Origin of the sequence: Streptomyces sp. NK08204 (assembly GCF_020400585.1) — a bacterium.
Lineage (GTDB): Bacteria > Actinomycetota > Actinomycetes > Streptomycetales > Streptomycetaceae > Streptomyces.
Window position 1 is genome coordinate 554,268 of the sequence record NZ_JAINVF010000002.1, and the last position, 22,666, is coordinate 576,933.

Genomic DNA, 22,666 nt, shown 5'->3' on the forward strand with positions numbered 1-22,666 from the left:
CGACCGACGCCGGAACGGCAGGCGTCCGGGGCCGTGCCGTCGGCCTCAGCCGCCGCTCGCCGTACCTTGGCCGAACAGCCCCGCCAGGCGAGCCCGGTACAGCACGGCGATGGTGAAACCGTCGGTGATCCGTCCGTCGGCCACCATCTCCTCCGCCTCGGCGGCCGTCACGGTGACCGCCCGCGTGATCGCCTCGCCCGTCTCCAGCCGGCCCACGCCGTCCACGCGGGCGGCGTAGAGCTGGACCTTGTGGCCCAGCAGGCCCGTGTCGGGGTGCACATCACCGAGGGGGATCACCGCGGCAGGACGGGCGCTGATCTCCTCCTCCAGCTCCCGTGCCACGTTCTCCTCCGCCGTGGCGCCCGGATCACCGAAGCCCCGCACCACCTCCCAGTGCCGGCTCCGGGTCGCGTGCCGGTAGTGCTCGATCAGCACGATCTTCCCCTCGAGGCCGAGCAGCGGCAGGACCACCACCCCGGCAGAGGCGTCCGGCGGTGGCAGGAGGCGGTCGTACAGGCCCAGCCGGCCGTCGGGGAAGCGCACCGGATCACGCAGGTACCACAGATAGCGGTTGGCCGACACGATACCGGCCGGGACGGGGCGCGCCGCCGCCCTCAGGCGCGCCCACAGGGAGCCGAACAGGCCTTGGCGGCCTCGTGGTTGCTGGGCGGTCACATGACGTCGGGCAGCGCGGACCTGGGCCGGATCCGACAGGATCTCGATCGCCCCCGGGCAGTCGTTGCGGAACCATTCCGGAACGTCCCGGCGCAGGGCGTCGTACCGGTTCATGGGGCGCTCGGCAGGCAGTGCAAAGACGTACTCCGTTCAGTACTCGGACCGTCAGTATTCCGGCAGGTCTTCGTTGTCCTGGGTGGTCGCCGACGCCGTGGCCGTCGGGGCGGGGCCCGACGTGTCCCGGTAGCCGGGAAGGCGGCACACCAGGTCATGGAACTGCGACCATTCTCGTTCACTGGCCAGCCGGACGGCGGCTATCTCGCGAGCGAACCGCTGTTCGCGCCGTCCGGGCGTCAGGTTGCGCAGCACCAGCTGCACCGAACCCGTCAGCGAGCCGCTCACGGCGAGCGGCAGGACCGAACCCGCGACCTCCCACACACCGTTGCCGCTGACGGCCGTGTACACGGCCGCGCCCACTGTGACGACGACCTCGACGACCGGATTCCATGCGTTCGGCCGGGCGTGCCTGCGCTCCCGGGCCAGCGCGAGAATCTCCGAGTTGAGCTGCACATACCGGTCGAAGACCAGTCCGACGGAGTCGTGGAACGCCTCCGGAGCGGCGGTCAGTTCGCCGAACGCCCGGATGTACGCGTTCCAGGCGGAGGTCTGCCGGAGCCGCCAGATGTCGTGCAGCGTCAGGGCGTTGACCGCCGACGGCGTCAGATGGTCCTGCACGGTGGCGAAGGCCTGCCGCCGCAGGAACGTCAGCAGCTGTTCCGGATCCTCGACGAACCCCGCGGTGGTCCTGGCCTCGCGGGCCTCCTGGAGCGCCACGCGGCGCAGGCTGCCGACCGGGGTGAGCGGGTAACGTCCGAGCGCATCAGCCAGGTTGACGTTGTAGATCAGGTCCAGGAGCTGCTTTATCTCCGCGGCGAAGGGCTTGTCGCGGTCGTACCTGCCCTCCGCGACGTTCGTCCCCGGCACGGACACGAACTCCTCGTACAGGGCGTTGCGCACGACCGGCTGCCGGTGCACGCGCAGGTCGTTGCTGAAACCGACCACCTCGCCCAGCCGCCGCCCGAACCGGTCCGCGTCCTCGCCGGCCACTCCTACCTGTGCGGCAAGGATGTCGATGTCCTTGGCCGTCAGCCCCTGGACCTTCTCGGCGAACGGCTGGAACAGCCGTAGCCGGGTGCGCTCCCGGTTCTCCTGGTCACCCGCTGAGTCGTCCCAGGACATGCGCACGCAGCGCACCCGGTCGGCGGCCGGCAGGCCCGCCAGCGTCTCCTGCCAGGCGGCGAAGCCCGCGTGCCGCTGGTGGAGATAGGCGGGCGGCTCCTCGCCGGGGTGCCGTTCGTTGAGCAGGAAGGGGACGATCGCCCCCGAGGCCAGGAGCCTCTGGTGGGCCGTGCGGGCCTCCCCGCCTTCCAGCAGGTCGCAGTTGATCGCGTCGTTGTTGTAGAGGTAGGCGCGGTTGATCACCACCTGGCTCGCGTTGATCAGACTGCGGAAGTACTCGGCCCGCACCTCCTGGACGCGCTGCTCGGCGACCTGGTCCAGGGAGCGGCCCTGTTCGATCATGTCCTTCGTGAGCTGCGCCGGAACCCACTGGTTGTCCAGCGACTGTGCGATCACCGCCCCCGGCTCCAGCTGTTCGGGGCGGATCGGTGTCATCAGACCGTCACTGCTGTCGACGTCAGTCATCTTCTGCTTTCGATGCTCTCGTGTCCGGCGAACGCCACAGGGATACACCGACGGGCCGTGAGGAGGGGGATGATGCCGCTTTTCGGCGAACAATACGAGCTGTATTCAGGCCAGTGTCGTGAGCGGATTGGGCAGCCCCGTCCAGATGTCCCCCTGGTGCCCGGGTGACAGGCGCATGAGCGTCAACGCCTTGGCGGGGACCGGCCCGTGGCGCAGCGCCGTCAGGTCCGGCGTCGGCGGCAGGTCCGGTACGGCCGCTGCCAGGGCCGCGCCGAGGGCCGTGCCCGAGCCCGCGGTGCCGGCGAGGGCGCCGGCCACCAGGGAACCGAACAGCTTGCGGCGCAGGGCCGTTTCGTCGTCGGTGATCAGACGGCCCGTGAGGGCGGGCGGGGCGATGCCGTGCCGGGTGAGGCGGGCGGGGCTGATGCGGACGTCGGCGAGGTCGCGGTACACGAGGCGGACGGGGGTGTGGTCGGCCGCGAGGATCACGAGCAGGTTCTGGCCGTGGGCCTCCAGGGCCACTCCGAGGTCCAGCAGGCGCAGACCGACCGTGAGCGCGAGGCGGGCGAAGGCGGCCAGCCAGGCGGGGGAGTCGGGCAGCTGTGTCGTGGCGAGCGCGGCGACCGGCAGCACCCGCTCGCCCGGCCCCGCGTACACCTGCGGTGACTCCCGCAGCAGCGCGGCCAGATCGGGGGAGTGCGCGGTGGCCGCGCCCAGGGTGCGGGTGATGTGCAGCAGGCCGTCGGTGCGGGCGGCGAGATCCGTCGCGAAGGCGGACAGGGCCGCCGCCGCCTCGACCGAGTACGCGGAGATGTCCCGCACCGAGGAGGTCAGCCGTGCGCTCAGCGCGGTCTTGACATGCGGTCCGTCCGGCAGGGCGAGGGTACGCAGGGACAGCAGCGGGTGCGCGGGCCGCCAGGGATCGTACGAGCGCTCCAGCGCGTGCGCCGCCTGCCACGGGTGCACCGGCAGCAACAGCCGCCCGCGCGCCCGCAGTTCCACCGGCCACCGCCCGCTCACCAGACACTCGTCGGACGGCACCGCCACGGTCCCCAGCCCCACCACCGGCCCGTGCTCGGGGCCGTACGCCAGCTGGTCCGCCACCGAGAAGCCGGGCCGGGAACGGCAGTTGGGGTGGAAGGGATGGCCGTCCACCACCCGCTGTTCCCACTCCCAGCCCTGCGCGGGCCACTCCTTCGAGTGATCCGCACCGGCCCGGGACAGGGCCAACGAGGCCACACTGTCGGCCAGTTCGGCCGCGAAGTCCGCCGCGTGCGGCACCGCGAGATCCGTCATCAGCCGCGCCGGATCGTCGTGGCGCTCCCGGCCCAGGCGGACGGCGGTGACGTAGGCGCTCGTCGCGTACGGGTCCGCGTGCGGTCCGTGCAGTGTGCGGCCGTCCGCGAGCCGTAGGGCGAGGCCGTGCGCCCCCCGCAGCCTGCCGGTGATCCACGGCAGCGGCTCGTGGGCGAGCGCCCGCCACAGGCGGCTCAGCACGGCCGCCCGGGCGCCCGGCAGCTCCGCCGCGTACCGGGGCAGCAGACCGGGCCGGACGGCCGCCAGCTCCTCGGCGATCCGGGCCTCGGCGGTGGGGGGACGGTGCACGGTCGGCTCCTCGGGTGCGCACTGCTCGGGGCAGGATTGTCACGTACGACAGACACACTGGCCGAGACCGGCTCCCATGGGCCTGGAGACCGGGCGCAGGCCGCGGTCGGTGCCGGACGAGGAACGAATGGATCGCGTGGACCTCAAGCCCCCCGCCGACACCGTCGGCCACCGCGCCGACGCGTACGCCGCCGCGCCCCTGCTCAACTGCCTGCTGCGGGAGATCGCCGAGCCGCTGCCGGGCCCCGGGGACCGGCGCGTCTACCGGCTCCCGGGCGGCGGGCGGCTGCTGCGGGTACGCGACGGCCGGCGGCCCGCCGACCCCGAGGTGCGCACGGCCGGGGCCTGGCACCGGATCGGCCACACGGAGCTGGTCAAACTGGTCGCCGAGGAACTGCGCCGGCACACCGGACTGCCCGGTGGCGACCTGCCCGCGGAGATGATCGACAGCCGGGAGGCGGTGGCCGCCCTGCTCCACGCGCGCTCGACGGCGACCCCGCCCGAGGACCTGTACCTGCGCTCCGAGCAGTCGCTGATCACCGGCCACCCCTGCCATCCGGCTCCGAAGGCGCGCGGCGGCGGCCCGGCCGCGTCCTGGCTGCCGTACGCCCCCGAGGCGCACGCCCGCTTCCCCCTGGCGCTGCTCGGCGTCCGCGAGGACCAGGTGGCCGAGGAGGGCGACACGGCCGCCCTGGACGCCCTCGGCACGGCCCCGCCCGGCTACCGGCTGCTGCCCGCCCACCCCTGGCAGCTCGACCTCGTCGCCCGTGACCTCGCCCCCGCGTTCGCCGACGGCCGGCTGCTCCGGCTCGGCACCACCGCCTTCGACGCCTGGCCGACAGCGGCCGTCCGCACGGTGTACGAGCCCCGGCGCGACCTGTTCCTGAAGTTCAGCCTCGACGTCCGCATCACCAACGACATCCGCCGGCTGTGGCGCCACGACCTGCTGCGACTGCGCCGCACCGACACGGCCGCCACCAGGGCCTTCGCCGCGATGGGACCGCCTGCTGCCTGGCTGAGCGACCACGGTTACCGCACCGCCGCCTTCGCCTTCGAGGAACTGGCCGTCCTCGTCCGCGACGGCCTGCGGGGCCACCTGCGGCCGGGCGCCACCCCGCTGCTCGCCGCCGCTCTCGGCGAGGGCTTCGACGGCAACCCGCTCGCCGGCGCGGCGGACCCGGCGGCCTGGTGGGAGGCGTACCTGCGCCAGGTCGTACCACCTGCCCTCACGGCGTTCGCCGAGCACGGGGTCGTCCTGGAGGCGCACCTGCAGAACACCCTGGTCGCCGTGGACACGGCCGGCCTCCCCGTGCAGGCGCTGTTCCGGGACGCCGAGGGCGCCAAACTCCTGGCGGACGTGCCGCGGGCGGCGGGCTGGCAGCGGCTGGTGTACTGCCTGGTCGTCAACCACCTCACCGAGATCGCCGCCGCCCTCGCCGAGCACCACCCCGGTCTCTCCCCCTGGCCCGCCGTCCGCCGCGAACTCGCCCGGCACGACCTGCCCGAGATCCCCGCCCTGCTCGCCTCGCCCACCCTGCCCGGCAAGACCAACCTGTTGCTGCGCTGGACCGGCGCGGACGGCGCGGACGCCCGCTACCTGCCCCTGCCGAACCCACTGGCCGACTGCTGACACCCCAGGTCCTCACCCCTGCCGGCCTGACCTCCGGGGCCTGACCTCTGGGGCCTGCCCGTCGTGCCCCGGTTCGTCGTGCCCGGTCCCGGCACCGGCCGGGTGTGCGCTCAGGCGGCCTGCGCGGCGGCGGCGTGACCCGCCGCCGTCCGCAGGGCCGGGATCAGCTCCGCGGCCCGTCCGAGCTGGTCGCGCTGGGAACGCAGGTCCACGGCGCCGAGGCGTACGACGAGGTGCCGGACGCCCGCGGTGACGTACCGTCCCAGGCGTTCGAGCACCTGGTCGGCGAAGCCGGTGACGACCGCCTGGATCTTCTCCAGATCCGCCAGTGGCATGCCGTAGGCGGCCCGCGCGTAGCCGTCCATGGCGCGACGGCCGCTGTCGACGTCCTCGTCGATCCGTACCGTGACGAACAGCGCGGGGGTGATGTCCTCGGCCCTACGTCCGGCGTCGGCCGCGGCCCTGCGGACGTCGCTCAGCCCGGAGGCGTAGTCGGCGGGGTCGGGAGGGTAGGGCAGCCATCCGTCGTACATCCGGCCCGCGCGGGCCAGCGCCGCCGGGGTCGCGCCGCCGAGCCAGACCGGCGGACCGCCCGCCCTGAACGGCTTGGTCATGGGCGGGACATCGGTGAACCTGAGGATCTCGCCGTGGAAGGAGTCGGCGCCCGCCCACAGCGCCCGCCACAGGGCGACCGTCTCGTCCAGGCGGGTGAAGCGCCTCTCCCAGGGCACCTCGGACAGCGTGTAGAAGGGCCGCCCGAAGCGGCCGGGGAAACCCGCGCCGACGGTCACCGTGAGCCGGCCGCCGGACAGCAGGTCGAGCGACGCGAGCGACTGCGCCGTCTGGACCGGCCGGCGCAGGAACGGCATCAGCGCGGCCGTGCCCAGCGTCACGGTCCGCGTCGCCGGGGCCAGCGCGGCCAGCATCGTCAGCGCCTCGATGCGCGGGCTGATCAGGGAGTCGTTGACGAACAGCGAGGAGAAGCCCGAGCGTTCGGCGTTGCGGCCGAAATCGACCAGGTCACGAGGGTCGTCTGCCGGGCCCCACTGGGCGGTTCCGGTCGGAAGCAGTACACCGATGTCCATGACGGTGATGTTCACGTCCGGCGCGGACGGCGACAATTCCCTGCGGGGAATGGCCCGTACCCCTCCGCCGTCGCTACAACGGGCCCGTGGACTTCCCCCATGTGCTCCGTGAACGCCGTACCCGTCGTCACCTCAGCCAGCTCGACCTGGCGTTGCGGGCGGGCACCACCCAGCGGCACCTCAGCTTCATCGAGTCCGGCAGATCCGTGCCCGGCAGGAACATGGTCGTGCGGCTGGCCGAGTCGCTGGAACTGCCGCTGCGGGAGCGCAACGAGCTGCTGCTGGCCGCCGGATACGCGCCCGTCTACCCCGAGAGCCCGCTCGACGACCCGGCGCTGGCCCCCGTGCGCACGGCGCTCGACCACATCCTGCGCGGGCATCTGCCGTACCCGGCGCTGGTCGTGGACCGGGCCGGTGACCTCGTCGCCGCGAACACCGCCTTCGACCTCGTCACCGAGGGCGCGGCCCCCGACCTGGTGGGCCCGGGCACGAACGTCTACCGCCTCGCGCTGCACCCCGACGGCCTGGCGCCCCGCATCCTCAACCTGGCCGAATGGGCGCGCCACATCCTGGTTCGCCTCGGCCACCTGGAGGAACTGCGCGCCGAACTCGCCGGATACGTCCCCGGCCTGGAGCCGTCCGACGGGCTGCTCGGTTTCGCGGTGCCGCTGCGCCTGCGGTCCTCGTACGGCGAGCTGCGCCTGATCACGACCGTGACGACCTTCGCCACCGCCGTCGACGTGACGCTCGCCGAGCTGAAGCTGGAGGCCTTCCTGCCGGCCGACCCGGCGACCGCCGAGGCACTCTCGGCGGCTGCCGGCCGACCGCCCGGGGAACAGAGCGGCTGACGGTACACTGTGCCCATGCATCTTTCCGCGTGCCTGAGCTGGTGGCGCTCCGTATAGGAGCGGCCACCTCTCAGGCATGACCGGGCCGTTCGGATGGACGGCCCTTTTTTTCGTCCCCTGGACCGGGGCCCGTGTCTGTCCGCACGGCGACACCCACCCACCAGGAGACCTCGTGAACACCACCGTCCAGCTCGAAGAACGCATTCTCACGGACCCGCGGCAGTTCCGTGTGCTGACGGGCGACCGCCCCACCGGCCGTCTGCACCTGGGGCACTACTTCGGCACGCTGCACAACCGGGTCCGTCTTCAGGACCTCGGCGTGGAGATGTTCGTGATCATCGCGGACTACCAGGTTCTGACCGACCGCGACGTGGCGGACGACCTGACCGGACACGTCGAGGAACTGGTCCTGGACTACCTCGCCGTCGGCGTGGACCCGGCCCGCAGCACGATCTTCACGCACAGCGCCGTCCCCGCCCTCAACCAGCTGATGCTGCCCTTCCTCAGCCTCGTCTCCGTCGCCGAGCTGAACCGCAACCCCACGGTCAAGGACGAGATCGCCCACTCCCGCCAGTCCGCCGTCAGCGGCCTGATGTTCACCTATCCCGTCCACCAGGCCGCCGACATCCTCTTCTGCAAGGGCAACCTGGTCCCGGTCGGCCAGGACCAGCTCCCCCACCTGGAACTCACCCGCACCATCGCCCGCCGCTTCAACGACCGCTACGGCGACGGCACCGTCGTGTTCCCCGAGCCCGACGCCCTGCTGTCCAGCGCACCCCTCCTGCTCGGCACGGACGGCACCAAGATGAGCAAGAGCCGCCGCAACGCCATCAGCCTGGCCGCCGACGCCGACGAGACCGCCCGCCTGCTCAAGGGGGCCCGGACCGACTCCGAGCGGCACATCACCTACGATCCGGCCGCCCGCCCAGAGGTGTCCTCACTCCTGCTGATGGCCGCCCTCTGCCAGAACCGGACCCCCGAGGAGGTGGCCGACGACATCGGCTCGGCGGGGGCCGCCGCGCTGAAGAAGACCGTGACCGACGCCGTCAACGAGTACCTGGCCCCGATCAGGGCCCGCCGCACCGAGTACGCCAGGGACCGCGCCTTTCTGCGCCGGACACTGCGCGAGGGGAACGAACGGGCCCGGGCGGTGGCCGACGCCACGCTCACCGAGGTGCGTGCCGCCATGAACAGCCATTACCGATGACGGCTGACACACGGCCGACACCGATGAACAGCTCTTGCTGACATGAACAGTCATCACCGACCATCACGCCCGGTCTACCATGGTCACCGATGCTGACCGAAGTCACCGCAACCCGCTACGTCGCGCCCCTGCGCTCCGGCGGATCCGTCCCCGCCGTCGTCGAGGCCGACGACCTGGGCACGTACGTCGTCAAGTTCACCGGCTCCGCGCAGGGCCACAAGGCGCTGGTCGCCGAGGTGATCGTCGGCGAGCTGGCACGCGCGCTCGGTCTGCGCTTCCCGGAACTGGTGCTCGTCCACTTCGACCCGGCGATCGCCGCCGACGAGCCGCACCAGGAGGTGCGCGACCTGCACGGTGCCAGCGCCGGCGTCAACCTCGGCATGGACTATCTGCCGGGCGCGGTCGACTTCACCCCGAAGATCGCGAAGACCTTCCCCGTGGACCCGCTGGAGGCCGGCCGGATCGTCTGGCTGGACGCGCTGACCGCCAACGTGGACCGCACCGTGCACAGTTCCAACCTGATGGTCTGGCCGACGCTCGGCACCGTCCCGCCGCGCCTGTGGCTCATCGACCACGGCGCCGCCCTCGTCTTCCACCACCGCTGGGACACCAGGACCCCGGGCAAGAAGTACGACTTCCGGCACCACGCCCTCGGCTCCTACGGCCCTGACGTCCGGGCCGCCGACGATGAACTGGCGCCCCGGGTGACCGAGGAACTGCTGCGCCGGATCGTCGCCGAGGTCCCGGACCCCTGGCTCGCCGAGGAGGCGGGGTTCGCGACCCCCGACGACGTGCGCGCCGCCTACGTCGACCACCTCCTCGCGCGCGCCCGGCTGTCCGCCGAGTGGCTGCCCACCGACTTCCCGAGCCGGGAGCAGGTCGCCGCGGAGGAGGCCGCTCGCGCGGCGAAGACCCTGCAGGGCCGCCCGGACTGGCTCAAGCGCGTCCCCGACCTGCACGGCAAGCCCGCGGCCGAACGGGACTGGTCCGCACACCTGGGCTGAGAGGGAAGCGGGCCCCGGGACGACCTGTCCCGGAGACACGCGTATCCGTAGTGCTCCCCGTACGGCTCAGCCCTTGAGCCGCCGGTACGCCGGCAGGGTGAGGAAGTCGGCGTAGTTCTCGTCCAGGGACACCTGGAGCAGCAGGTCGTGCGCCTCCTGCCAGTGCCCGGCGGCGAAGGACTCCTCGCCGATCTCCTTGCGGATGGCGTCCAGTTCTTCGGCGGCGACCTTGCGGGCCAGCTCCGGGGTCGCCCTGTCGCCGGTCTCGAACTCGACGCCCGCGTTGATCCACTGCCAGATCTGCGAGCGGGAGATCTCGGCGGTCGCCGCGTCCTCCATCAGGTTGAAGATGGCGACCGCGCCGAGCCCGCGCAGCCAGGCCTCGATGTAACGGATGCCGACCTGGACGGCGTTGACGAGACCGGCGTACGTCGGCTTCGCGTCGAGGGAGTCGATGGCGATGAGGTCCCCTGCCTCGACGTGGACGTCCTCGCGCAGCCGGTCCTTCTGGTTCGGCCGGTCGCCGAGGACCCGGTCGAAGGACTCCATGGCGATCGGCACCAGGTCGGGGTGGGCGACCCAGGAGCCGTCGAAACCGTCGTTCGCCTCGCGGTCCTTGTCCGCCCGGACCTTCTCGAACGCGATCCTGTTGACCTCCGCGTCCCTGCGGGAGGGGATGAACGCGGCCATGCCGCCGATCGCGTGCGCGCCGCGCTTGTGGCAGGTGCGGACGAGGAGTTCGGTGTAGGCCCGCATGAACGGGGCGGTCATCGTCACGGCGTTGCGGTCCGGCAGCACGAACTTCCGGCCGCCGTCACGGAAGTTCTTCACGATGGAGAACAGGTAGTCCCAGCGGCCCGCGTTCAACCCCGAGGCGTGGTCGCGCAGTTCGTAGAGGATCTCCTCCATCTCGTACGCCGCAGTGATCGTCTCGATGAGGACGGTGGCACGGATGGTGCCCTGCGGGATGCCGAGGTGGTCCTGGGCGAAGACGAACACGTCGTTCCACAGCCGGGCCTCGAGGTGCGACTCGGTCTTGGGCAGGTAGAAGTACGGGCCCTTGCCCAGGTCCAGCAGACGCCGGGCGTTGTGGAAGAAGTACAGGCCGAAGTCGACGAAGGCGCCGGGCACGGGCCGGCCGTCGGCGTCGACGAGATGGCGCTCGTCCAGGTGCCAGCCGCGCGGGCGCATGACGACCGTCGCCAGCTCCTCGTGGGGACGCAGGGCGTAGGACTTGCCGGAGGCCGGGTCGGTGAAGTCGATGTTCCGGGTGTAGGCGTCGATCAGGTTGACCTGGCCGAGGACGACGTTCTCCCAGGTGGGCGCCGAGGCGTCCTCGAAGTCGGCGAGCCAGACCCGCGCACCCGAGTTCAGCGCGTTGATCGTCATCTTGCGGTCGGTGGGGCCGGTGATCTCGACGCGCCGGTCGTCCAGCGCGGCCGGGGCCGGGGCAACCTTCCAGGAGTCGTCCGCGCGGACGGCGGCCGTCTCCGGCAGGAAGTCGAGGGTGCAGGTGCGGGCGATCTCGGCGCGGCGCTCGGCGCGGCGGGCGAGAAGGTCGTCACGGCGTGGCGTGAACCGCCGGTGCAGCTCGGCCACGAAGGCGAGCGCCGCATCGGTGAGGACCTCCTCCTGCCGGGGCAGGGGCTCGGCGTCGACGATGGCCAGCGGGGACGGCGCTGGTGCGGACATGAGCTGTCACTTCCTTCAGTGCGATGGCACCGTGTGCCAACAGGCACGAACAGGGGCAAACAGCGCCGACTGTGCGGGCAGGCGCTTCTGATCAGTGGATAGTAGTTTCCTCATCGTGGAACTTCAATGGTTTGTTGATGTCGAGATGCTCCGGGTCGAGGCAAGGTGGCGCTCGGTGCCACCCCTTCACTCGAGGTGGCTCAGGTCGGCCTCGGTGTCGATGTCGTACGGCTCGGCGACGTCCGCGCACTCCACGAGCCTGACCGAGGGCGCGTGCTCTTTCAGGTAGGCGCGCGCCCCGCGGTCGCCGGTGGCGGCCTGTGCGATGCCCGGCCAGTGGGCCGCGCCGAAGAGGACCGGATGCCCACGCACCCCCTCGTAGGCGGCCGAGACCAGCGAGTCCTCGCCCTCGTAGGCGCCGAGCACCCGCGCCGCCGCCTGCGCCCCGATGCCGGGCTGGTCGACGAGGCTCACCAGGGCCGCGCGCACCCCGGTCCCCGCGAGCGAGGCGAGCCCGGCGCGCAGGGAGGAGCCCATGCCCTCGGCCCAGTCGGGGTTGTCCACGAGTACGCAGCCCGACAGGTCGGCGCGCCTGCGCACCTCGTCCGCCCGGGCGCCGAGGACCACGTGGATCCGGCCGCACCCGGCCGCCCGCAGCACCCCGACCGCGTGCTCGGCCAGCAGCCGCCCCCGGTGCTCCAGCAGTGCCTTGGGCCGCCCCCCGAGCCGCCTGCCGCCGCCGGCGGCGAGCAGCAGCCCGGCGACCTCCTCGTGCAGTTCCTGCGTCATGACTCCTGCATACCGGACCCGAGCGGGGCGGGGCGGTTCGCGGGCTGAATTTCGGCGCGCGCTGTGGCGCTCCCGCACGGGGTGGCGTTTACTGGCCCGCGCACGACGACGTGGCTGGGGGAGGGCTGTGTTGCGGAGCTTGGGGCAGAGGCCGGTGACCGGCAGAGGCGAGGACCCACGAGTGGCGGAACTGCGGACCGCCGTGTCCCGGTTACGCCGCGAACTGGCGGCGCTGCCCGCCGACTTCCCGGACCGGGCCATCGCCGAGGACCAACTGGCCGCCCTGGCCGCGATGGCCGCCGGCGGCATGCCGGAGATCCCCCGCCTGCGTGGTTCCCTGCTCCTGATCGCGGGCGCGATCGGCTCGGTCAGCGCACTGGGGCGGGGGCTGGGGGAGGTGAGGGCGGCGGTGGACCTCTTCGGGGAACCGCCGAGGAACTGAAGGGCGTCGGACGAGGGCACCCGTCCGGCGCCTCTGGCCGCTAGGGCGTGTTTCGAAAGTCCCGTCTGGCCCGCGACGGCTGTACGGCACCTCGCCGCGTTGTCGGGATCGTCCGTGTACGCCCAGTACGCGGACGACCCTCCGCCTTGCGATGCACCGCAACAGACACCGCGGGCCCCGCCCTTCGGGCGGACGACGCTACTTTCGAAACACGTCCTAGGCGCCCGAACTCGCGAGCGCCTGGGACAGCTCGAGGGCAACCTGCTGCAGCACCGGCACGATCTTCTCGGTCGCCGCGTCGGTGACCCGCCCGGCAGGCCCGGAGATGGAGATCGCCGCGGCCGTCGGAGACTGGGGCACGGACACCGCGAGGCACCGCACCCCGATCTCCTGCTCGTTGTCGTCGACGGCGTACCCGCTCCTGCGCACGTCCTCGAGCGCGGCCAGGAACCCTTCCGGCGTGGTGATGGTCTTCTCCGTCGCCGCGGGCATGCCCGTGCGGGCGAGCAGGGCCCGCACCTCCTCGTCCGGCACGTGCGCGAGCAGCGCCTTGCCGACGCCCGTGGAGTGCGGCAGCACCCGGCGCCCCACCTCCGTGAACATCCGCATCGAGTGCTTGGACGGCACCTGTGCCACGTACACGATCTCGTCGCCGTCCAGCAACGCCATGTTCGCCGTCTCGCCGGTCTCCTCCACCAGCTTGGCGAGGTAGGGACGGGCCCAGGTGCCGAGCAGCCGGGAGGCGGACTCGCCGAGCCGGATCAGCCGCGGACCGAGCGCGTACCGCCGGTTCGGCTGCTGCCGCACGTAACCGCAGGCGACCAGCGTGCGCATCAGGCGGTGAATGGTCGGCAGCGGCAGCCCGCTGGTCGCGGACAGCTCGCTCAGGCCGACCTCACCGCCCGCGTCCGCCATCCGCTCGAGCAGATCGAAGGCCCGCTCCAGGGACTGGACCCCGCCGCCGGCGGAGGACCTGGCGGAGTCGGTGGTGCTGGCGCTGGACGTCGGCACGGCGCGTTCCTTTCGGGACGGACAGGAAGAGCAGCAGCCTACCCGGGAGTCGATTGACTCCCTGCTTGTACATAGCTACGTTCTGTCTGCCGGAATTCTAATTCCGTGTTGTGGAAAGGTCCAGAGTCGGGCACTCGCGGTGTCCCGCTCGCCGGCCCGCCTCTTGACGGTACCGGGGCGGGAGTGAAGACTCCTTCAACAGAACGTTGAATTCCGTTACCTGGCTGTACATCCCGTTTTGCGGGGCGTGAAACGGCGGCAGAGAGAGGGGTCCGGGTGTCCGACGCTGAACTGGTGCTGCGCTCGACGCGCGTCATCACTCCGGAAGGAACGCGAGCCGCCACGGTCACCGTGTCCGGCGGCAAGATCACGGCCGTACTGCCGTACGACGCCCAGGTCCCCGCCACGGCCCGGCTGGAGGACCTCGGCGACCACGTCCTGCTGCCCGGCCTGGTCGACACCCACGTACACGTCAACGACCCCGGACGCACCGAGTGGGAGGGCTTCTGGACCGCCACGCGCGCGGCGGCGGCCGGGGGCATCACCACCCTGATCGACATGCCGCTCAACTCCCTGCCGCCGACCACCACGGTCGGCAACCTGCGGGTGAAGCGTGACGTCGCCGCCGGCAAGGCGCACACCGACGTCGGCTTCTGGGGCGGTGCCCTCCCCGACAACGTCAAGGACCTGCGCCCGCTGCACGACGCCGGAGTCTTCGGCTTCAAGGCGTTCCTGTCCCCGTCCGGCGTGGAGGAGTTCCCGCACCTCGACCAGGACCGGCTCGCGCGGTCCATGGCGGAGATCGGCGGCTTCGACGGGCTGCTGATCGTGCACGCCGAGGACCCGCACCACCTGGCCGCCGCCCCCCAGCACGGCGGCCCCAGGTACGCCGACTTCCTCGCCTCCCGCCCGCGCGACGCCGAGGACACCGCCGTGGCGACCCTGCTCGCGCAGGCCGAGCGCCTCGACGCGCGTGTGCACGTGCTCCACCTCTCCTCCAGCGACGCGCTGCCGCTGATCCGCGCCGCCCGCGCCCGGGGCGTCCGCGTCACCGTGGAGACCTGCCCCCACTACCTCACCCTCACCGCCGAGGAGGTCCCCGACGGCGCCAGCGAGTTCAAGTGCTGCCCGCCCATCCGCGAGGCGGCCAACCAGGACCTGCTCTGGGCAGCCCTCGCCGACGGCACCATCGACTGTGTCGTCACCGACCACTCGCCCTCCACGGCCGACCTGAAGACCGACGACTTCGCCACCGCCTGGGGCGGCATCTCCGGCCTCCAGCTCGGCCTCTCCGCCGTGTGGACCGAGGCCCGGCGGCGCGGCCACGGCCTGGAGGACGTCGTCCGCTGGATGTCCGCGCGGACGGCCGCCCTGGTCGGCCTCGGGCAGAAGGGCGCCATCGAGGCCGGCCGCGACGCCGACTTCGCCGTCCTCGCCCCCGACGAGACCTTCACCGTCGACCCGGCCGCGCTCCAGCACCGCAACCGGGTCACCGCGTACGCCGGCCGGACCCTGTACGGCGTCGTGAAGTCCACCTGGCTGCGCGGCGAACGCATCGTCGCCGAAGGCGTCTTCACGGAGCCGAAGGGCACCCTGCTGAGCCGCCCCTGACGAACCCCCGCACCCGCAGCGGCCGACCCACGAAAGGAATCCTGATCACCGTGACGGCGCAGCACCCACCGAGCCGGGCCGGCTTCACCGGCGACGCGAACCCCTACCGAGGCGGCGACCCGTACGCGGACTACCGCACCGCCGACTTCCCCTTCACCCGGTACGCCAACCTCGCCGACCGGCAGCTCGGCGCCGGGGTCATCGCCGCCAACGACGAGTTCTTCGCCCAGCGCGAGAACCTGCTGGTGCCCGAGCGGGCCGAGTTCGACCCCGAGCACTTCGGGCACAAGGGCAAGATCATGGACGGCTGGGAGACCCGCCGCCGCCGCGGTGCCCGCGCCGAACACCCCTGGCCGGCCGCCGAGGACCACGACTGGGCGCTGGTGCGCCTCGGCGCGCCGGGTGTCGTCCGCGGAATCGTCGTGGACACCGCCCACTTCCGCGGCAACTACCCACAGGCGGTCTCGATCGAGGCGACGTCGGTGCCCGGCTCCCCCTCCCCGGAGGAACTGCTGGGCGACGACGTGAAGTGGACGACCCTTCTCCCGCGCACCCCCGTCGGCGGCCATGCGGCGAACGGTTTCGCCGTCTCCGTGGAACAGCGCTTCACACACCTGCGCGTCAACCAGCACCCCGACGGCGGCATCGCCCGCCTGCGCGTGTACGGCGAGGTCGTACCCGACCCCGAGTGGCTCGCGGCGCTGGGCACCTTCGACGTGGTCGCGCTGGAGAACGGCGGCCGGGTCGAGGACGCCTCCGACCTCTTCTACTCCCCGGCCACCAACACCATCCAGCCCGGCCGCTCCCGCAAGATGGACGACGGCTGGGAGACCCGCCGCCGCCGCGACCAGGGCAACGACTGGATCCGCTACCGGCTGGCCGCCCGCTCCGAGATCCGCGCGATCGAGATCGACACGGCGTACCTCAAGGGCAACAGCGCCGGCTGGGCCTCGGTCTGCGTACGGGACGGAGAGGACGGCGACTGGGTGGAGATCCTGCCACGCACCCGCCTCCAGCCCGACACCGACCACCGCTTCGTGCTGCCGCAGCCGGCCGTCGGCACGCACGCGCGCGTGGACATCTTCCCCGACGGCGGCATCTCCCGCCTGCGCCTGTTCGGCTCCCTGACGGAGCAGGGCGGGGCCGCCCTCGCCGCCCGCCACCAGGAACTGGGCGGCTGACACGCCCTCATGCGCGCGTCGGGCGCACCGGCCCGGACAGCACCGGTGCGCCCCACGCCCCGCGCTCAGGCCGCGAACCCGCCGTCCACGGCGAACTCCGCGCCGGTGACGTAGGCGGCGTCCGGCCCGGCGAGCCAGGTCACCATGGCCGCCACCTCGTCGGCCGTGCCGTAGCGGCCCAGGGCCGTCATCGCGGCCTGGGCCGGTGCGGTCGGGCCGTCCGCGGGGTTCATGTCGGTGTCGATCGGCCCCGGATGGACGATGTTCGCGGCGATACCCCGCTCGCCGAGCTCCCGCGCCAGCGCCTTCGTCAGCCCGACCAGCGCCGCCTTGCTCATCGCGTACAGCGTCCCGCCGGGGCCCGGCACACGCTGCGTCATGCACGTGCCGATCGTGACGATGCGGCCGCCGGGGGCCATCCGCGCGGCAGCCGCCTGCGAGGCCAGGAACACCCCGCGCACGTTCACCGCCAGGACCTCGTCGACATCCTTCACCGTGAGCGCCGGGAGCGGGCCCAGCACGCCCACGCCCGCGTTGTTCACCAGCACGTCGAGGCCGCCGAGCGCCCCGGCCGTACGCTCCACCGCGCCCGCCGCCTCCTGCGCGTCGGCACCGTCCGCGCGCAACGGCAGCGCCCTGCGCCCCAGCGCCCGCACGGCCCGTACGACCTCCTCGGCCGCGTCCTTTCCGTTGACGTAGGTCACGGCCACGTCCGCGCCCGCCCGCGCCAGCCGCAGCGCCGTGGCCGCACCGATGCCCCGGCTGCCCCCGGTCACCAGGGCCACCTTGCCGTCGAGCGATCCGTCGAGAGTGCCGTGAGTCGTGTGAGTCGTGTGAGTCGTCGTCATGACTCCATCCCAGCGCCCGCACGGCGAGGCCGCTGGCGGTGTACGGACACGACGTCCGGGCCGTCCTGGAACTCTTCCTCCGCTGTGCGCGTTGTCATCGCGTGACCCTTCAGCAAGACATCGTCGGCAACGCCATGCAGATGGCGGTCGTCAACCTGCACCCCGGCCAGACCGTCTACTGCGAGGCGGGGAAGTTCCTGTTCAAGACGACGAACGTGACCATGGAGACGCGGCTGTCCGGCCCGTCCGGCAGCGGCGGTCAGCAGCAGAGCGGCGGGGGCGGCGGCATGGGGAGCATGCTGCGCCAGGCCATGGGCACCGCGATGCAGGTCGGGCAGCGCATGCTGGCCGGCGAGTCGCTGGCGTTCCAGTACTTCACCGCCCAGGGCGGCGAGGGCACGGTCGGTTTCGCGGGCGTGCTCCCGGGTGAGATGCGCGCCCTGGAACTCGACGGCACCCGCGCCTGGTTCGCGGAGAAGGACGCCTTCGTGGCCGCCGAGTCCACCGTGGAGTTCGGTATCGCCTTCCAGGGCGGGCGTACGGGCATGAGCGGCGGCGAGGGCTTCGTCCTGGAGAAGTTCACCGGGCACGGCACGGTGATCATCGCCGGGGCGGGCAACTTCATCGACCTCAACCCGGCGGACTTCGGCGGGCGCATCGAGGTGGACACCGGCTGCGTCGTGGCCTTCGAGGAGGGCATCCAGTACGGCGTCCAGCGCGTCGGCGGCCTCAACCGCCAGGGGATCATGAACGCGGTCTTCGGTGGCGAGGGCCTCTCCCTGGCCACCCTGGAGGGCAACGGCCGGGTGATCCTGCAGTCCCTGACCATCGAGAGCCTCGCCAACGCCCTGAAGAAGGCCCAGGGCGGCGACAAGCAGGGACCGACCGGGGGACTCTTCTCGACACACGCCGGCTGAATCCCGGGTGCCCGGTCGGCGGGACCGATGAGTTCGGGGTGGCGGCGGGGTCCGAGCTGATGGCAGCAGACCCCGCACCCGGAAGAAGGCACCCGCCATGGGCAAGCTCGTCTCCACCGTCTTCGTCACCCTCGACGGCGTCCACCAGGCCCCCGGCGGTCCCCAGGAGGACACCGGCGGCGGCTTCACCCAGGGCGGCTGGAGCCACCCGTACGGCGACGACGACTTCGGCCGGTTCGTCACCGAGGTCTTCGACCGCGTGGGCGGCTTCCTGCTCGGCCGCCGCACCTACGACATCTTCGCCTCCTTCTGGCCGAGGACGACCGACTCCGCCGACCCGGTCGCCACCAAGCTCAACGCACTCCCGAAGTACGTCGTCTCCTCCACCCTGACGGCCCCGCGGTGGGCCGGCACCACGGTGGTCGGCGGCGACCTCGCCAAGGAGGTCGCCGCCCTGAAGGAGCGCACGGACGGTGAACTCCAGACCCACGGCAGCGGCGCCCTGGTCCGCTCGCTGATCGACCTGCGGCTGGTCGACACCCTCCACCTGGTGACCTTCCCGGTCGTCCTCGGCGCGGGCCGCCGTCTGTTCGCGCAGGGCGCGGTGCCGACCAGGTTCCGGCACACCGGCGGGCGCGTCACCGCCTCCGGCGTCTCCGTCCAGACATACGACCTCGTGGGCAGCCCCGAGTACGGCTCGTACGAACTGCCCCAGTCCTAGGCCCGGGAAATCCCTGGCCGAAGATCGCCGCCGCCGCTACGGTGAATCGCCCCGCGTGCGAGCCGCCGATGTCTCCGCACCCCCTCCGGAGACCGGGAGAGCCCTGCCCATGTCGTCGATCGCCGTACCCGCCGCGCTCACACCCCGTCGCGCCCGGCACACCGACCTGCCGGTGCTGCTCGTCGCCGTGTTCTGGGGCGCCAGCTACCTCGCCGCGAAGGACATCACCACCGCCCGCACGGTGCTCGCGGTCCTCGTGCTCCGGTTCGCGCTCGCCGTCCCCGTCCTGGCCACGGCCGGACGCTCCGCCCTGCGGGCACTGACCGGCGCCCAGTGGCGAGGCGCGGCCCTGCTGGGGCTGATCCTGAGCGGGATCTTCCTGCTGGAGACGTACGGCGTCGTGCACACCTCGGCGACCAACGCGGGCCTCATCATCAGCCTCACCATGATCTTCACTCCGCTCGCGGAGGCCGTCGTCACCCGTACCCGGCCCGCGCCCTCCTTCCTCGGCGCGGCGGCCCTGTCGGTGCTCGGCGTCGTCCTGCTCACCCAGGGCGGCGGCTTCACCCGGCCCAGCCCCGGCGACCTGCTGATGCTGCTCGCCGCGCTCGCCCGCACCCTGCACGTCCTCGCCATGTCCCGGATCAGGGCCGTCCAGGGCGCCGAGGCACTGCCGCTGACCACGGTCCAGCTCGGCACCGCCGTCGCCGTCTTCGCCGCTCTCACCGCCGGTTCCGGCGGCCCGGCGCCCTGGACGGTCGCGGCCGGTTTCGGCGCCCGGGAGTGGGCGGGACTGCTGTTCCTGTCCGTCCTGTGCACGCTGTTCGCGTTCTTCGTGCAGATGTGGGCCGTACGCCGCACGTCCCCCTCCCGGGTCAGCCTGCTGCTCGGCACCGAGCCGCTGTGGGCGGCCATGGCCGGTATCGCGCTCGGCGGGGAACGGCTCGGCACCCTCGGCCTCGCGGGCGGCGCGCTGGTGCTGGCCGGGACCGCGTGGGGCCGCAGGGCCGCGGGCTGACGTCCCGTCCCGCGAACACCGTCCCCGCGAGGCCACGGGGAACGCGCAGACGCCGGTGACCTGTCTGTCGACGCCAAGGTTGTCGCGGTCGGCTCCGTGGCGGAGAAGTGCTACCGGCAAGACCGTTCACCCGGCGTTGAGCATCGACCTGGTGATCGGGGTTCTGGTCGGCGGTCGAGACCTGTGTGCAGCCGATGAGCACATGCCGGAATCCACGGGTGAAGTGTCGGCAGACGTTCGTTCGCCGGCACTGGGCGCCGAGGGTGAGGTGCCAGGCAAGTGCTCAGCCTGGGATGAGTGCGTCCCGCTGATCCCGGGTCGGGCCGTCGTGCGCCGGCGAGAAGCCGGGGCGGGCAGCCAGCCAGTCGGTAACGGCCCGGTCCACTTCGTCGGTGCCGCAGGCGTCGTCCGCCGGTTGCAGGAGATGGCGTACCTGGGCACGGGCTCGCATGACGACGGGATCGTCAAAGGCGCAAGCGGCCAGGGCAGCAGCCCGCCGCCCCCGTCGGCCGAGCACGAGCGCCGTTCCCAGCCCGCTGATACCCCCACCGATCACCGCGACCCGCGCCACCGGTCTCCCTTCGCGTCGTGTTGCGGAATGCGCCTGGTGCTTGACGATCTTCGGTTCGAAACCAGCGTCGTCCGTCGCGGTGTCCCCGGGGCCGGCCCGGCTCGGTTGCGCCGGCGAGGTCCCGGGCCGGGTTCAGACGTACGACGGCCGCGGCCGGTCGGGGATCTCCGCCAGCCGTACCGGTCTGCGCTCGCGCCGCGACACCTCGCAGGCCTCGGCGATCCGCAGCGCCTGCAGGGCCTCGATCCCGTCGCAGGGGTTGGCCCGCTCGCCGTGCAGCACCGCCACGAACGCGCCCAGTTCGGCCTCGTAGGCGGGCCCGAACCGCTCCACGAAGCCCGCCCACGGTTTGTCCGCGGGCGGCGGCCCGGTCGGCTCGGTGGACGCGAGCGGCGTACGGTCGTCCAGGCCCACCACGACCGTGTCCCGCTCGCCCGCCAGCTCCATGCGCACGTCGTACCCGGCGCCGTTGAGGCGGGTGGCCGTCGCCGTGGCCAGCGTGCCGTCGTCCAGGGTGAGCAGGGCCGCGCCGGTGTCCACGTCACCGGCTTCCCGGAACAGCGCGGGACCGGCGTCCGACCCGGTGGCGTACACCTCCACCACCTCACGGCCCGTCACCCAGCGCAGCACGTCGAAGTCGTGGATCAGCGTGTCCCGGAACAGCCCGCCGGACAGCGGCAGCCACTCGGCCGGGGGAGGGGACTGGTCGCAGGTCAGGGCCCGCACGGTGTGCAGCCGCCCGAGCCGGCCCGAGCGCACCGCCTCCCGGGCGCCCGCGTAACCGGCGTCGAAGCGCCGCTGGAAACCCATCTGGAGGACCGTGCCGGCCGCCTCCACCTCGGCCAGCGCCTGCAGCGTCCCCGGCAGGTCCAGAGCGATCGGCTTCTCGCAGAAGACCGGCAGTCCCGAGCGGGCGGCCCGGCCGATGAGCTCGGCGTGCGCGGGCGTCGCCGTGGTGATCACCACCGCGTCCACGCCCCACGTGAAGATCTCGTCCACGCCCGGTGCGGCCGTCTCGCCCAGCCGGTGCGCGAGCGTCTGGGCCCGCGCCGGATCCGCGTCCGTGAGGATCAGCGAACCGACCTCCCGATGACGGCTCAGCGTGTTCGCATGAATGGTGCCGATGCGGCCCGTACCGATGACCCCGATGCGCATGGGAACAAAGTGAGGGTGGACCGGCCACCCTGTCAATGCGTATGTCCGGACAATCGGACTTCACAACTTCCCGTCAACCAATCACACGGCTACGCTCGAGCCCGTGCCCAAACCAGATGTTGACCCGACCGTCTCGCTCGATCTGCGCGTGGACCGCAGCTCGCCGGTGCCGCTGTACTTCCAGCTCTCCCAGCAGCTGGAGGCCGCCATCGAGCACGGCAGCCTGACCCCCGGCAGCCTGCTGGGCAACGAGATCGAGCTGGCCGCGCGGCTCGGTCTGTCCCGCCCCACGGTCCGCCAGGCGATCCAGTCGCTCGTGGACAAGGGTCTGCTGGTCCGCCGCCGCGGCGTCGGCACCCAGGTCGTGCACAGCCAGGTCAAGCGCCCTCTGGAGCTGAGCAGCCTCTACGACGACCTGGAGGCGGCCGGACAGCGCCCCACCACCAAGGTCCTGGTCAACGCCGTCGCCCCGGCCTCCGCCGAGGTCGCCGCCGCGCTCGGGGTCACCGAGGGCGTCGACGTCCACCGCGTCGAACGGCTGCGCCTCGCGCACGGCGAACCGATGGCGTACCTGGTCAACTTCCTGCCGGCCGGCCTGCTCGACCTGGACACCGGGCAGCTGGAGGCCACCGGCCTGTACCGGCTGATGCGCTCCGCCGGGATCACCCTGCACAGCGCCCGCCAGTCCATCGGGGCCCGCGGCGCCACCGCCACCGAGGCCGAGCGGCTCACCGAGGCGGAGGGGGCGCCGCTGCTCACCATGCAGCGCACCACCTTCGACGACACCGGGCGCGCGGTCGAGTTCGGGGACCACCTCTACCGCCCGACCCGCTACGCCTTCGAGTTCCAGCTGCTCGTGCGGCCCTGAGCCGCGGGCCGCCCGGCCGGATCCGGAGCCCGGGTTCGTCGCAATGTCCGGACAAGGGGACGGTCCGGTGCTCCCCGGCTGTGT

General features: G+C 72.4%; 21 protein-coding genes. 11 read left to right on the forward strand and 10 right to left on the reverse strand.

From position 1 onward, the window contains the following. Nucleotides 1–45: 45 nt before the first annotated feature. From K7G59_RS05535 to K7G59_RS05545, 3 genes are all read right to left on the reverse strand, one after another. Nucleotides 46–789, reverse strand: coding sequence for an NUDIX hydrolase (locus tag K7G59_RS05535; RefSeq protein WP_225830695.1), 744 nt, complete (start codon nucleotides 787–789; stop codon nucleotides 46–48). Between the two features lie 51 nt (nucleotides 790–840). Then, entirely contained in the window at nucleotides 841–2,379 is a 1,539-nt protein-coding gene (locus K7G59_RS05540) for a hypothetical protein (RefSeq protein WP_225830696.1), read from the reverse strand. A gap of 105 nt (nucleotides 2,380–2,484) precedes the next feature. Continuing rightward, nucleotides 2,485–3,984, reverse strand: a complete 1,500-nt coding sequence (locus tag K7G59_RS05545; RefSeq protein WP_225830697.1) for an IucA/IucC family protein — start codon at nucleotides 3,982–3,984, stop codon at nucleotides 2,485–2,487. 127 nt (nucleotides 3,985–4,111) lie between these two features. Here K7G59_RS05545 and K7G59_RS05550 point away from each other — a divergent pair, with 127 nt between their 5' ends. Further along, on the forward strand, nucleotides 4,112–5,614 hold the full coding sequence (locus K7G59_RS05550) for an IucA/IucC family siderophore biosynthesis protein (protein WP_225830698.1): 1,503 nt from the start codon (nucleotides 4,112–4,114) through the stop codon (nucleotides 5,612–5,614). Nucleotides 5,615–5,724: 110 nt separating this feature from the next. Here K7G59_RS05550 and K7G59_RS05555 read toward each other — a convergent pair whose 3' ends face one another. Further along, nucleotides 5,725–6,699 carry an LLM class flavin-dependent oxidoreductase gene (locus K7G59_RS05555; RefSeq protein WP_225830699.1) on the reverse strand — a complete coding sequence of 325 codons (975 nt, stop codon included), beginning with the start codon at nucleotides 6,697–6,699 and terminating at the stop codon, nucleotides 5,725–5,727. Between the two features lie 86 nt (nucleotides 6,700–6,785). Here K7G59_RS05555 and K7G59_RS05560 point away from each other — a divergent pair, with 86 nt between their 5' ends. From K7G59_RS05560 to K7G59_RS05570, 3 genes are all read left to right on the forward strand, one after another. Next, complete coding sequence (locus K7G59_RS05560) at nucleotides 6,786–7,547, forward strand: helix-turn-helix domain-containing protein (protein ID WP_225830700.1); 762 nt, start codon at nucleotides 6,786–6,788, stop codon at nucleotides 7,545–7,547. A 172-nt stretch (nucleotides 7,548–7,719) separates the two neighbouring features. Continuing rightward, a complete protein-coding gene (gene trpS, locus K7G59_RS05565; protein WP_225830701.1) occupies nucleotides 7,720–8,754 on the forward strand; it encodes a tryptophan--tRNA ligase in 1,035 nt (344 codons plus the stop codon). An 89-nt stretch (nucleotides 8,755–8,843) separates the two neighbouring features. After that, nucleotides 8,844–9,758 (forward strand): HipA family kinase, encoded by a 915-nt coding sequence (locus tag K7G59_RS05570; protein ID WP_225830702.1) that lies wholly within the window; start codon nucleotides 8,844–8,846, stop codon nucleotides 9,756–9,758. 66 nt (nucleotides 9,759–9,824) lie between these two features. Here the strand turns inward: K7G59_RS05570 and aceB are convergent, their stop codons facing one another. Together aceB and K7G59_RS05580 are read right to left on the reverse strand one after the other, a co-directional pair. After that, complete coding sequence (gene aceB, locus K7G59_RS05575) at nucleotides 9,825–11,450, reverse strand: malate synthase A (protein WP_225830703.1); 1,626 nt, start codon at nucleotides 11,448–11,450, stop codon at nucleotides 9,825–9,827. Between the two features lie 186 nt (nucleotides 11,451–11,636). Next, complete coding sequence (locus K7G59_RS05580) at nucleotides 11,637–12,239, reverse strand: NTP transferase domain-containing protein (RefSeq protein ID WP_225830704.1); 603 nt, start codon at nucleotides 12,237–12,239, stop codon at nucleotides 11,637–11,639. Nucleotides 12,240–12,366: 127 nt separating this feature from the next. Between K7G59_RS05580 and K7G59_RS05585 the strand changes: the two genes are divergently transcribed. Then, a complete protein-coding gene (locus tag K7G59_RS05585) occupies nucleotides 12,367–12,681 on the forward strand; it encodes a DUF5955 family protein (protein WP_225830705.1) in 315 nt (104 codons plus the stop codon). A 216-nt stretch (nucleotides 12,682–12,897) separates the two neighbouring features. On the opposite strand, the gene K7G59_RS05590 is transcribed toward K7G59_RS05585, so the two are convergent. Then, nucleotides 12,898–13,692 (reverse strand): IclR family transcriptional regulator, encoded by a 795-nt coding sequence (locus K7G59_RS05590; protein WP_225830706.1) that lies wholly within the window; start codon nucleotides 13,690–13,692, stop codon nucleotides 12,898–12,900. A gap of 276 nt (nucleotides 13,693–13,968) precedes the next feature. On the opposite strand from K7G59_RS05590, the gene allB reads away from it, so the two are divergent. Together allB and alc are read left to right on the forward strand one after the other, a co-directional pair. Then, nucleotides 13,969–15,303, forward strand: a complete 1,335-nt coding sequence (gene allB / locus K7G59_RS05595; protein ID WP_225830707.1) for an allantoinase AllB — start codon at nucleotides 13,969–13,971, stop codon at nucleotides 15,301–15,303. A gap of 50 nt (nucleotides 15,304–15,353) precedes the next feature. Continuing rightward, complete coding sequence (alc, locus tag K7G59_RS05600; protein ID WP_225830708.1) at nucleotides 15,354–16,484, forward strand: allantoicase; 1,131 nt, start codon at nucleotides 15,354–15,356, stop codon at nucleotides 16,482–16,484. 65 nt (nucleotides 16,485–16,549) lie between these two features. Here the strand turns inward: alc and K7G59_RS05605 are convergent, their stop codons facing one another. Beyond that, nucleotides 16,550–17,332: an SDR family oxidoreductase gene (locus K7G59_RS05605; protein WP_225830709.1), complete on the reverse strand. Its 783-nt coding sequence runs from the start codon at nucleotides 17,330–17,332 to the stop codon at nucleotides 16,550–16,552. A gap of 101 nt (nucleotides 17,333–17,433) precedes the next feature. On the opposite strand from K7G59_RS05605, the gene K7G59_RS05610 reads away from it, so the two are divergent. From K7G59_RS05610 to K7G59_RS05620, 3 genes are all read left to right on the forward strand, one after another. Beyond that, entirely contained in the window at nucleotides 17,434–18,249 is an 816-nt protein-coding gene (locus tag K7G59_RS05610; protein ID WP_225830710.1) for an AIM24 family protein, read from the forward strand. A 97-nt stretch (nucleotides 18,250–18,346) separates the two neighbouring features. Then, nucleotides 18,347–18,970, forward strand: coding sequence for a dihydrofolate reductase family protein (locus tag K7G59_RS05615; RefSeq protein ID WP_225830711.1), 624 nt, complete (start codon nucleotides 18,347–18,349; stop codon nucleotides 18,968–18,970). A 109-nt stretch (nucleotides 18,971–19,079) separates the two neighbouring features. After that, a complete protein-coding gene (locus K7G59_RS05620) occupies nucleotides 19,080–19,988 on the forward strand; it encodes a DMT family transporter (protein ID WP_225830712.1) in 909 nt (302 codons plus the stop codon). Nucleotides 19,989–20,271: 283 nt separating this feature from the next. Here K7G59_RS05620 and K7G59_RS05625 read toward each other — a convergent pair whose 3' ends face one another. Further along, nucleotides 20,272–20,559, reverse strand: a complete 288-nt coding sequence (locus K7G59_RS05625) for a hypothetical protein (protein ID WP_308294996.1) — start codon at nucleotides 20,557–20,559, stop codon at nucleotides 20,272–20,274. A 132-nt stretch (nucleotides 20,560–20,691) separates the two neighbouring features. Beyond that, nucleotides 20,692–21,714 (reverse strand): Gfo/Idh/MocA family oxidoreductase, encoded by a 1,023-nt coding sequence (locus K7G59_RS05630; protein WP_225830713.1) that lies wholly within the window; start codon nucleotides 21,712–21,714, stop codon nucleotides 20,692–20,694. Nucleotides 21,715–21,817: 103 nt separating this feature from the next. Here K7G59_RS05630 and K7G59_RS05635 point away from each other — a divergent pair, with 103 nt between their 5' ends. Beyond that, complete coding sequence (locus tag K7G59_RS05635) at nucleotides 21,818–22,582, forward strand: GntR family transcriptional regulator (RefSeq protein WP_225830714.1); 765 nt, start codon at nucleotides 21,818–21,820, stop codon at nucleotides 22,580–22,582. The last annotated feature ends 84 nt before the right edge of the window (nucleotides 22,583–22,666 follow it).